This window comes from Halomonas sp. A29, from assembly GCF_046723295.1.
GTDB lineage: Bacteria > Pseudomonadota > Gammaproteobacteria > Pseudomonadales > Halomonadaceae > Halomonas.
Genome location: NZ_JAXQPR010000006.1, coordinates 382,486 through 393,165, shown reverse-complemented (window position 1 = coordinate 393,165; position 10,680 = coordinate 382,486). Strand labels below are relative to the sequence as shown.

Here is a 10,680-nt window from a genome sequence, read left to right as displayed (position 1 = left end):
ATCGTCGGGCTGGCCCACAGCCCCATCGCCCAGCGGCGCATGGCACTCTACCGCGGCGTGGTCTCGCTGCCGTTCGACACCAGCACGATGGCGGCCAGCGAACTCAACGACCGGGCGCTGGCGCTGCTGGTGGAGAAGGGGATTGCCGAAGCGGGGGATCATGTCATCCTGACCCGGGGCGATCACATGAACGCCCACGGTGGGACCAATACCCTGAAGATACTCGAGGTAGGCCAGCCATGACCGATAGCCGCCCCCCGCGCAGCGTGCGGCGCACCCTGCCGGCACGCAAGCGCATCGCCCTGATCGCCCATGATGGCAAGAAGAGTGAGCTGCTCGAATGGGTCACCCGCTGGCGCGACACCCTGGTCGAGCACGAACTGGTGGGCACCGGCACCACCGCCGGGCGCCTCTCGGCAAGCCTCGGCCTCGAGGTGGAAGGGCTGATGAGCGGCCCGCTGGGCGGCGACCAGCAGATCGGCGCCCGCATCGCCGAGCAGCGCCTCGACCTGCTGGTCTTCTTCTGGGACCCTTTCGCGCCCCAGCCCCACGACCCCGATGTGAAGGCGCTGCTGCGCCTGGCCGCGCTGTGGAACGTGCCGGTGGCATGCAATGCCGCCAGCGCCGACTTCCTGGTCAGCTCGCCCTGGCTCGGCCAACCCTATGAGATGGCCATTCCCGACGCCGACGCCTGGATGGCCTCACGCAACCCACAATAACGAGAGATGGCGGGCCAAGCCCGCGCACGTGCGAGGAAATCATGTTCCAGCTTACCCGCAGCGTCACCTGGCAGGCACTCTTGCGGCTGCGCCAGGAAACCACCGACGACCGCATCCGCGATTACTTCAGCGCCGACCCCCAGCGCTTCGACAAGATGAGCCTGCGCGTCGGCGGGCTGTTCCTCGACTATTCCAAGCACCTGGTTTCCGAGGCGGTGCTGGCCAAGCTGATCGAGCTGGCCGACCACTCCGCGCTGGTACAGCGACGCGCGCAGATGTTCTCCGGCGACATCATCAACGTCACCGAGGACCGCCCCGTCCTGCACACCGCGCTGCGTAACATGGGCGAGGCCCCGGTAATGGTCGACGGCAAGGACGTGATGCCCGAAATCCGCCGCTCCCGTGAGCAGCTGCGCCAGTTCGCCGAGGCCGTACGCAGCGGCGAGTGGAAGGGCTACAGCGGCAAGCGCATACGCGACGTGGTCAATATCGGTATCGGCGGCTCCGACCTCGGCCCCAACATGGCCTGCCGGGCGCTGCTCAAGCACCGCCATCCCGAACTCAACTTCCACTTCGTCTCCAACGTCGACGGCGCCCATATCCAGAAGGTGCTGGCCCGCCTCGACCCGGCCTCCACGCTGTTCATCGTCTCGACCAAGACCTTCTCCACCCAGGAGACCCTGCTCAACGCCAAGACGGCTCGACGCTGGTTTCTCGACAATGCCGGCGAAGAGGCCGACATCGGCGCCCACTTCGTCGCCGCCTCCACCAACAAGAAGGCCGCCATGGCCTTCGGCGTGCGCGAGGAGAACGTGTTCGAGTTCTGGGCCTGGGTAGGCGGGCGCTATTCGATGTGGTCCTCCATCGGCCTGCCCATCGCCCTGGCGGTGGGCTTCGACGGTTTCATGGAGATGCTCCAGGGCGCCTACGAGATGGACCAGCACTTCCTCGCCGCGCCCTTCCGCGAGAACATGCCGGTGCTGATGGCCCTGATCGGCATCTGGCACATCAACTTCATGGGCGCCGAAACTCAGGCCATCGTGCCCTACGACCAGGCGCTGCATCAGCTGCCCTCGTTCCTGCAGCAGCTCGACATGGAGTCCAACGGCAAGTCGGTGGATATCTTCGGCCATCCGGTGGACTACAAGACCGGCCCCATCGTCTGGGGCCAGACCGGCTCCAACGGCCAGCACGCCTTCTTCCAGCTGCTGCACCAGGGCACCCGCTTCGTGCCGATCGACTTCATCGCCTCGCTCGAGCCGGAGCCGGGCATGGAGGAGCACCACTTCGCCCTGCTCACCAACATGCTGGCCCAGGCCAACGCCTTCATGGAAGGCAGTCAGCGCGGCAGCCGTCTCGACCCCTACAGCTGCCCCGGCAACCGCCCTTCCAGCGTACTGCTGCTCGACGAGCTGACGCCGAAGAACCTCGGCGCGCTGATCGCGCTTTACGAGCACAAGGTGTTCGTCCAAGGGGTGATCTGGAACATCAACTCCTTCGACCAGTGGGGGGTGGAGCTGGGCAAGCGCATCGCCGGCGAGATCAGCGAGCGTATCGACGAGCATAGCCAGGACTTCGACGCCTCGACCCAGGGCCTGCTGGCGCTGGTGCGCGAACGTTTCCGGGGCGAGCCCGAGGCTCCCGAGCCAGCCAAGGCGGGCAAGGCAGTCAGGAAAAGCCCCGAGAAGGCCAAGCGCTGAGCAACGGCTTGGCACAAGGCAGCGGGCCCGTCAGCCGTGGCGGGCCCGCACGAAGCGATCGCCCAGCCAGGCAGCGGCCAGCCACAGCGGCACGCTGAGCAAGACGTAGAGCAGCGCCAGGCCGGGCCGGCCGCTTTCGAGCAGATGCAGCGTTTCCAGGCTGAACAGAGAGAAGGTGGTAAAGCCGCCGCAGAAACCGGCCACCAGGAAGGGCTGCCAGCGGGCAGCCCTGCCACCGCCGTACAGGGAAGCGTGAGCGGCAAAGGCGGCGATCAGCCACGAGCCCAGCAGGTTGACGACCAGCGTGCCCCAGGGAAAGGCCGGCCCCAACGCGGCCAGCGTGCCCACCGATACCAGGTAGCGCGTGAGCGTGCCCAGGGCGCTGCCCAGCCCCACCGCCGCATAGACACGCCAACCGCTCATGCCAGCCACCCCGCCAGCCACCAGCCGAGAGCAGCCAGCGCCAGCCCCGCGACCAGGGTAACGGACAAATTGACGAGCGCAGCTCGTCGACGGCCACTCTGCCAAAGCGTCAGGCTCTGCAGGCTCAACGAGGAGACGGTGGTATAGCCGCCCAGCAGCCCTACCACCAGCAGCAACCACGAGCGCGCCAGGCCCGTCTCATGGGACAAGCCAAACCAGCCGACCAGCCCGCCCGCGAGCAGCGCGCCGCTGAGATTGACCGCGAGCGTGCCCCAGGGAAACGTCGTTCCCATCCGCCTGGCAAGCAGGTCGGAAACTGCCAGTCGCGCCATACCCCCGAGCGCCCCCCCTGCAGCCATCATCAGCAGTAGCCCCGTGCTCACGCTCACTCCACCCCCTTCGCTACCACAGAAAGCCGATGCTAGCCGAGTCGAAGCATGGGAACAAAAAAAGAAGCCATCCGGAGGGAGGATGGCCAAGAAGATAGTTCAGGGAATCGCGCCCTGGGGAAGGGCGCGAGACAAATATGACACAAGTACTAATATATGTACAATACCTGCATAACTAATTAACCGACATTCGTCCCACAAGCCTTAACGCCCTATCATTGGCGGGACGAAATACATATCGTTCACTGCCCGACACGCCCGAGACGGAGGTCATGCGTGATACCACACCGGATTGTTCCCTGGCTGTTCGGCTGGCTGATACTCGCCCTGTTGGTCGCCGCACCAGCCCTGGCCCAGCCTGCCGACAACGACGCCGTTCCCGCCCCGGAAGCACTTGCCGAGCTGCTCGAGAACGAGCAGACGCGGCAACAATTGATCGACCATTTGCGCCGCCAGGCCGCCGACCCCGCACTGGCCGCCGAGACCGGCCAGGCAGAGGAAGCGATATCGCTGCCCAGGCGGTTGGCCGAGATGACCAGCCGCGTCGTCAGTGATGTCGGCGGTGAGGTACGCAATCTCTTCGACATCGTGGCGGGGCTGTTCAGCGCCGATACCGATACCACCGCCCTGAACTGGGGCGATTTCACTACCGCGTTGGTCAATCTGGGCTTGGTCATCCTGGCCACCTTCGCCCTGTTCATGGGCTTTCGCCACCTATCACGGCCACTCTTCTCCCGACTGAGCCAGTGGTCGCGGCAGGAAAGCGGGCTCAACCCGATCATCCGCCTGGTGCTCTGCGTCGCCGTCGCGGCACTGATCGACGCGATGGTGGTCGCGCTGGCCTACGTGGGCGGTAACCTGATCGCCACTTTCGCCATCGGCGAGACCGGCGAGCTGTCGACCCGCGCCTCGTTGTTTCTCAACGCCTTCCTGATCATCGAGCTGATCAAGGCGGCCATGCGCATGCTGTTCGCCTCCCGCTACGAGGGGCTGCGGCTGCTGCCGATCAGTTCCAGCGAGGCTTCCTACTGGAACCGCTGGCTGGCGCGATTGATCGGTCTGGTCGGCTACGGCCTGCTGGTGGTAGTGCCGCTGGTCAGTTTCTATCTGGCGCCTACCCTGGGTCAGGGTATCGGCGCGCTGATCATGTTCGGCGCATTCATCTACGCCGTGGCGGTGGTGCTCAAGAATCGCACCCGCATTCGCGACGAACTCAACGGCATGGCGGCCCGCTCCGATTTCACTGCCACCCGGATCTCGCTGCAGCTGTTCGCCCGCACCTGGCACCTGTTCGCCCTGGCCTACTTCCTGATGGTGCTGGTATTGACCCTGACGCGTCCGGCGGATGCCCTGCCGTTCGTGCTCTTCGCCACGCTCAAGACCGTGATCGTGGTGGTAGTCGGCATGCTGCTCTCCAGCCTGCTGACACACAGCATCGGCCGGCGTATCCGCCTTTCCGACGACCTGCGCCGCAAGCTGCCGCTGCTCGAACCGCGGCTCAACAGCTACGTGCCCAATGCGCTACGGGTCATCCGCACCGTGATCCTCGTGGCGGTGGTACTGCTGGTGCTCAACGCCTGGGGCGCCTTTGATCTGGCCGCCTGGTATGCCTCTGAACCCGGCCGGGGGCTGGTCGGTACACTGGCCAGCGTGGCCGTGATCCTGCTGGTCGCCATTGGCATATGGCTGGCGCTGGCCAGCTTGATCGAGCACAAGCTCAATCCGGAAACGGGGACCGGCGAGCCCGACGCCCGTGCCAAGACGCTGCTGTCACTGTTTCGCAACGCCCTGGCCATCGCCCTGATCACCATGACCGGGATGATCGTGCTGTCCGAGATCGGCATCAACATCGGCCCGCTGATCGCTGGTGCCGGTGTACTCGGCCTGGCCATCGGTTTCGGCGCTCAGAAGCTGGTGCAGGACATCATCACCGGTATCTTCATCCAGGTGGAAAACGCCATGAACACCGGCGATGTAGTCACGGTAGGTGGCATCACCGGTACCGCCGAGCGCCTCAGCATCCGCTCAGTGGGCATTCGCGACCTGGCAGGGGCCTACCACATCGTGCCCTTCTCCAGCGTCGATACCGTCTCCAACTACATGCGCGAGTTCGGCTACCACGTCGGCGAATACGGCATCGCCTATCGCGAGAGCATCGACGAGGCGATCGTCGCCTTGCGCGAGGCCTTCGACGAGCTGGCTGCCGACGAGACTCACAAGATGAGCATCGTCGCGCCGCTGGAAGTGGCCGGCGTCACGGGGCTCGGCGACAGCTCGATCAACATCCGCGTGCGCATCAAGACCACGCCGGGTACCCAGTGGGGTGTGGGACGCGCCTACAACCGCCTGGTCAAGCTGCACTTCGACGCCAAGGGCATCGAGATCCCCTTCCCCCACACCACCCTCTACTTCGGCGTGGGCAAGGAGGGCGAAGCACCGCCGGCCAATGTGCGTCTGATGCAACAGAACTTCGACATCGACGGCCGTCCCGGCGGCCAGCCTCGCTCCGGCGAAAGCAGCCGCGAGGGCCAGGACGACCCGCGCTCGAAGCCGAACCCCGTGTTCAAGGGCGACTACGAGGAGAAGGACTGATCGCCAGCTCGAAGTAGGTAAATAGTCAGGAATACGAAAGGGGCGCCACGGCGCCCCTTTCGCATACCTCTATATTTTGTTCCCTGGGCCATGGCCCAAGCCAAGCGCCCAAGGACGACTCAATCCGCCGCCTTCCCCTTGTCGTCGCTCTGGGCATCGGCCAGCTCGGCGGGCTGGGGCAACGAGGGCAATGACTTGTCGAGCAGCTCGACGCTCTGGCGATAGTAGAGCTGGCTCTTGTTGTGCTCGCCCAGGTTGGCATAGAGCCGCGCCAGCTCGGCACACACCACGCCGCTGGGGCGCTGGCGCTGGCTCGCCTCGAAGTACTCCTGGGCCTTGCCCCAGTAGGCATTGCGCAGCGCCAGGCGACCCAGGGTGAGCAGCAGGTCGGGGTCGTTGGGGCGCTCCTGCAGCCACTTTTCGGCATGCACCAGCTGGCGCGCCGGATCGACGTTGAGCAACCCGTAGCGCAGCACCAGCCGCGTGTCCCAGTGCTCCTTGAGCGAGTGGCGCAGCAGGCGTTCGGCAATGCCCTCCTCGTTGCCGCGTACCAGGGCTTCGGTATAGAGCACCACCAGCTCCACGTTGCCGCGCAGCGGGTCTGGCATGTCGGCCCACAGGCTGCGAATGCGCTCGATGTTGCTTGGGTCGCGCGCCTCGTGAACCAGCAGCTCCTTGTAGGCACGCAGCTCCAGCTGGTTGCGCTCCTGAGGCGAGATCAGCTGGCGCGATGCCAGGCGCGGCATCAGCCGGCGCAGGCCGTCCCAGTCGTTGACGCTGAGGTAGGCCTGCTTGAGCTGCTTGAGCACCTGGGGGTGGTTAGGCATCTGCCTGTCGAGGCGGGTCAGAATCGCCAGCGCTTCCTCGTACTGCTGGCGATCCAGCATCAGTTGGACCTGCATCAGGCCCACCGCGCTGTCGGCTCCTTCGGTGGAGAGGTGGGCACGCTTGAGCAGCGTGTCCGCCTGCTCGTAGCGACCCTGGTAGTGGGCCGCCAGGGCAGCGGAGAGGTAGTTGACCAGCGGCGTGCTGGAGTCGTCGGCAGCCTTGACCAGCGACTTCTCGGCGCGCTTCCAGCGCCCTTCGGCCAGCGCTACCAGGCCGCGCACGGTGCGCTTCATGGCGTTGCGGTGGCGAGTTCGCCGGTTCCACACCTTGAGCCGGCTGACGGGATGGCTCAGGCGCATCAGTATCCGCAGCACGAAGTGCAGGATCAGGAACACCGCCAGCAGCAATATCAGGCCGAACCAGAACGAGGTCTGATAGGAAGTATCGCCCACCCGCACCAGCCAGTAGCCGGGCACCGACACCATCAGCTGGCCGAACAGCGCTCCCAGCGCCAGGCCGAGGAGAACGATCAGCAGCAATTTTCTCATGCCTCATCTCCCTGGCCGCCGCGCGAACCGAAACGACGCTCGATGAATTCGGCCAGGGCCTGCTGGGAGCCGCTGATGTCGGGCAGCTCGGGCTGGATGTTCTCGCCCTTGAGCTCCTCGAGCCGCTGCATGACCGCCTGTACCTCGCTGCGCTCGGTATCGTAGTAGCCTTCGATCAGCCCCAGTGCCTTGTCGAGGCTGGCCTCATACAGCTCCTGCTCCTCCTTGAGCAGCGCCAACTGAGCCTGCTCCAGCACCAGGCGTGCGCTCTGGCGCAGGTAGGACTCTTGTTCCGGCGTGACCAACCCCTCGAGCGCCTCGTCGTGATGGCGAATGACGACCAGCTCCTTGAGCTCCTGGCCGAAGCGCGAGAGCTGCTCCTGCCAGCCGCCGCTGGGCGCCTCCTCGATACCGGAGCGCGCCGGGATCTCCTCCAGTTCTCGCGACAGCGGCAACTGCGCCAGACGCTGCTGCTGGGCGTCCAGCGCCAGATAGATACCGGTACGGTCGACCTGCGGTACCGCATCGAGGATCGAAAGCTCCGAAGCGATGGCGCGGCGGATGGAGAGCAGCGCCGGATTGTCGGCCTCGTTCAGGCGGGCATCGGCGGTGCGCAGCAGTGCCGCGGCACCCTCCACGTCGCGCTCGAGCTGCAGACGCTGGTTGGCCAGGCGCAGCAGGTAGGCGGCCTCGGCGTGGATCCACTCACGCTCGTCGGTGTCCTGTTCGCGGGAGAGTTCCTCGAGCACCTGGTCCAGCGCACCGTCGACTTCACTGCGGTAGCTGGCGAATTCTCCCTGCATGGATTCGATCGCCTCGGAGAGCGCGGCGTCGCGCTCCTGCTCGCCGTTCTCGAACTGCTCGCGCAGGCTGGCAAGCTCGTCGGCGGATGCGGCAGTGCCGGCACGCTCCTCGAGTTCGGCCAGACGCTGCTGTTGGGCATCGAGACGTTCCCAGGCGTTCCAGGCGAAGAGGCCAGCGCCGATGCCGAGGAACAGCACCAGGATCAGCGCCAGCACGCCGGCGGCGCGACCGCCACCCTTGCCGGCACCACCAGCGCTGGTCGAGGCCGGCGTGCCGCCACCTCCAACAGGTGCCGCCTTGGGCGCGTCGCTGCCAGGCTTGTCGCCAGCCGAGGGCTTGCCGGTCGCGCCCGGCTTGGCACTCTCCGGCTTCACGGCAGCAGGCTTGTCCTCGTCGGCGGGCTTGCCGCTGGTCTTGCCCGCGGTCGGCTTGGCGTTTTCGGTCGTGGCAGCGGCCGGAGCAGGTGAGTCTGTCGAGGCGACCTTACCCTGGCTTGCGGGAGCATCGGTGGGGGCAACCGGCGTTTTCTCGCCGGTCTTGCCTTCCGCGGGCGGCGGCGATGAGTCGCCACGCTCCTGGGAATGGCCCTTGCCGGTGTCGCTGCCGGGCTTGTCCTTGGCCCCGGCCTCGCGGCCCTTGTCGTCCTGGCCTTTTTTACCGGAAGGCGCCTTCTGCTCGTCCTGCTCGTTGGTCTGCTTGCTCATCTGTCGCTAGCCCTTTTCGAGATCATCTTGATCGACATCGGCATCCTGCGGGTCACAGGCCGCGGCCACGGCACCGGCGAGAGCCGCCGGCGTGGCTCCCGGCGCCACCACGGGAGTGCGAAACCCCAAATTGTCGGCCAGTGTAGCCAACCGGCGACTGGACACGATTAGCGGTTGGTTCAAGGTGGCCCTGGTGCACCATCTTGCCAGATGTTCGAGTAATTCTCCGCTACTGACTACCAGCGCCCGGAACTCGCCCCGGGCGAGGCACTCCTGCAAGGCGTCGGGTGGCGGCCTGAGGCGTCGCCGATAGAGCGCCAGTCGCGTGATCCGAGCACCGCGCGCCGCCAGGGTATCGGCCAGCAGCGCTCGACCTCCCTCGCCTGCCACCAGCAGCACGCGCTGGCCCTCGAGCGAGCGCAGCGAGGCGAGTTCGAGCAGCGCCTCGCTGGTATCCTCGCCAGCGGCGGCCCCAGGCAAGTGCACACGCACGCCAAGGTGTTCGTGCAAGGTCTCGGCAGTGGCTGCCCCCACCGCATACCAGGTCGTACCCAGCGGCAGCTGCGGCCAATAGCGATCCAGGGCATGGTAGAGGCACTCGGCGGCGAAGGGACTCACCACCACTACCTTGTGGAAATGATCGAAGTCGAGCCACACCTGGCGCATGGCCGGGCTTTCCGGCAGCGCCTCCAGCACCATGGCATCGAGGTTGGCCACCGGGAAGCCCAGGGCCTCGATGGCCACCGCCAAGGCAGCGGCACGCTCGCCCGGACGGCAGATCAGAACGGGCAGGCAGGCCGCCATTCAGGCGCCGTAGACCTGAGCCAGGATCTCGCCGGCGCCCTGCTCCAGCAGCTCTTCCGCCACCCGCACGCCCAGCGCCTCCGGCTCGTGGATCGAACCGCGCCCCTCGGCACGCAGCACCTCGGTGCCCTCGGGGTTGCCCACCAGCGCACGCAGCCACAGAGTCTGGCCATCGTTCTCGAAGGTGGCGTAACCGCCGATGGGTACCTGACAACCGCCCTCGAGGCGCGTGTTCATGGCCCGCTCGGCGCGCACCCGGGTTGCCGTGATCGGGTCGTCCAGCGGCGCCAGCAGCGCAATCAGTTCCGGGTCGCTGATGCGGCACTCGATGCCCAGCGCGCCCTGGCCGCAGGCAGGCAGGCACACCTCGGGGGACAGCTCCTGGGCGATGCGTTCGCCAAGTCCCAGACGCCTGAGCCCGGAAGTGGCCAGGATGATGGCATCGAACTCGCCGGCGTCGAGCTTGGCCAGGCGGGTCTGGACGTTGCCGCGCAGGGTGAGGATCTCCAGATCGGGGCGCTGCTCGCGCATCTGCAGGCCGCGACGCAGGCTCGAGGTGCCGATGCGGGCGCCTTCGGGCAGCTCATCGAGCGAGCCATAGTGGTTGGAGACGAAGGCGTCGGTGGGCTCGGCGCCGGCGAAGATCACCGACAGGCCCAGGCCCTCGGGGAAGTGCATGGGCACGTCCTTCATCGAGTGCACGGCGATGTCGGCGCGACCGTCCAGGATCGCCTCTTCGAGTTCCTTGACGAACAGTCCCTTGCCGCCGATCTTCGCCAGCGGCGTGTCGAGGATCTTGTCGCCACGGGTAGAGAGCGCAACCAGCTCGACCTCGAGCCCCGGATGCTCGGCCATCAGCAGGTCGCGAACGTGTTCGGCCTGCCACATGGCCAGCAGGCTCTTGCGTGTGGCAATGCGCAGCGTTGTGTTGGATCGCACGTGATTCTCCCCAATGCAGCGGGCCCGGGCGGCCCTGCTCAGCGGTAGTTGCCGCAACATTATCCGTCACGGGCCGGTAGACGGTCATTGACACTCATCATAAAGCACCGGGCGAAACAGGAAAAATTGGGCATCTCGCCGCGCGGCCACCGCCCCTCGCCACCCGCGTCGACTCTGGTACACTGCAAGACTTGACTGTAGCCGCCGCGCGCGGCTTCCCGAGAACGCCA

General features: G+C 66.2%; 10 protein-coding genes. 4 read left to right on the top strand and 6 right to left on the bottom strand.

Going from position 1 to position 10,680, the window contains the following annotated elements; all coding sequences use genetic code 11:
* From SPH52_RS14285 to pgi, 3 genes are all read left to right on the top strand, one after another.
* A partial coding sequence (locus tag SPH52_RS14285) for a pyruvate kinase alpha/beta domain-containing protein (protein WP_411795694.1) occupies positions 1-243 on the top strand: 243 nt, incomplete at its 5' end.
* Positions 240-719, top strand: coding sequence for a methylglyoxal synthase (locus tag SPH52_RS14280; RefSeq protein WP_411795693.1), 480 nt, complete (start codon positions 240-242; stop codon positions 717-719). The genes SPH52_RS14285 and SPH52_RS14280, both read left to right, overlap by 4 nt.
* 41 nt (positions 720-760) lie before the next feature.
* Positions 761-2,419 carry a glucose-6-phosphate isomerase gene (gene pgi / locus SPH52_RS14275; RefSeq protein ID WP_411795692.1) on the top strand — a complete coding sequence of 553 codons (1,659 nt, stop codon included), beginning with the start codon at positions 761-763 and terminating at the stop codon, positions 2,417-2,419.
* A gap of 30 nt (positions 2,420-2,449) precedes the next feature.
* On the opposite strand, the gene SPH52_RS14270 is transcribed toward pgi, so the two are convergent.
* Positions 2,450-2,842 carry a fluoride efflux transporter FluC gene (locus tag SPH52_RS14270; protein ID WP_411795691.1) on the bottom strand — a complete coding sequence of 131 codons (393 nt, stop codon included), beginning with the start codon at positions 2,840-2,842 and terminating at the stop codon, positions 2,450-2,452.
* Positions 2,839-3,225: a CrcB family protein gene (locus SPH52_RS14265; protein WP_411795690.1), complete on the bottom strand. Its 387-nt coding sequence runs from the start codon at positions 3,223-3,225 to the stop codon at positions 2,839-2,841. Before SPH52_RS14265 ends, SPH52_RS14270 begins: the two co-directional genes overlap by 4 nt.
* 282 nt (positions 3,226-3,507) lie before the next feature.
* Here SPH52_RS14265 and ybiO point away from each other — a divergent pair, with 282 nt between their 5' ends.
* Positions 3,508-5,823, top strand: a complete 2,316-nt coding sequence (gene ybiO, locus SPH52_RS14260) for a mechanosensitive channel protein (protein ID WP_411795689.1) — start codon at positions 3,508-3,510, stop codon at positions 5,821-5,823.
* A 119-nt stretch (positions 5,824-5,942) separates the two neighbouring features.
* Here ybiO and SPH52_RS14255 read toward each other — a convergent pair whose 3' ends face one another.
* Genes SPH52_RS14255 through hemC form a run of 4 tightly spaced genes read right to left on the bottom strand, consistent with a single transcriptional unit; the run spans position 5,943 to position 10,450 of the window.
* Complete coding sequence (locus SPH52_RS14255) at positions 5,943-7,199, bottom strand: heme biosynthesis HemY N-terminal domain-containing protein (protein ID WP_411795688.1); 1,257 nt, start codon at positions 7,197-7,199, stop codon at positions 5,943-5,945.
* Positions 7,196-8,707 (bottom strand): uroporphyrinogen-III C-methyltransferase, encoded by a 1,512-nt coding sequence (locus SPH52_RS14250; protein ID WP_411795687.1) that lies wholly within the window; start codon positions 8,705-8,707, stop codon positions 7,196-7,198. The genes SPH52_RS14255 and SPH52_RS14250 overlap by 4 nt, the downstream gene beginning before the upstream one ends.
* A 6-nt stretch (positions 8,708-8,713) precedes the next feature.
* On the bottom strand, positions 8,714-9,511 hold the full coding sequence (locus SPH52_RS14245; protein WP_411795686.1) for a uroporphyrinogen-III synthase: 798 nt from the start codon (positions 9,509-9,511) through the stop codon (positions 8,714-8,716).
* A complete protein-coding gene (gene hemC / locus SPH52_RS14240; protein WP_411795685.1) occupies positions 9,512-10,450 on the bottom strand; it encodes a hydroxymethylbilane synthase in 939 nt (312 codons plus the stop codon).
* Positions 10,451-10,680: the final 230 nt, after the last annotated feature.

Excerpts from the sequence above, each read along its gene's own strand:
- SPH52_RS14280 (WP_411795693.1), top strand. The coding sequence starts at position 240 with ATGACCGATAGCCGCCCCCCGCGCAGCGTGCGGCGCACCCTGCCGGCA.
- pgi (WP_411795692.1), top strand. The coding sequence starts at position 761 with ATGTTCCAGCTTACCCGCAGCGTCACCTGGCAGGCACTCTTGCGGCTG.
- SPH52_RS14270 (WP_411795691.1), bottom strand. The coding sequence starts at position 2,842 with ATGAGCGGTTGGCGTGTCTATGCGGCGGTGGGGCTGGGCAGCGCCCTG.
- SPH52_RS14255 (WP_411795688.1), bottom strand. The coding sequence starts at position 7,199 with ATGAGAAAATTGCTGCTGATCGTTCTCCTCGGCCTGGCGCTGGGAGCG.
- SPH52_RS14250 (WP_411795687.1), bottom strand. The coding sequence starts at position 8,707 with ATGAGCAAGCAGACCAACGAGCAGGACGAGCAGAAGGCGCCTTCCGGT.
- SPH52_RS14245 (WP_411795686.1), bottom strand. The coding sequence starts at position 9,511 with ATGGCGGCCTGCCTGCCCGTTCTGATCTGCCGTCCGGGCGAGCGTGCC.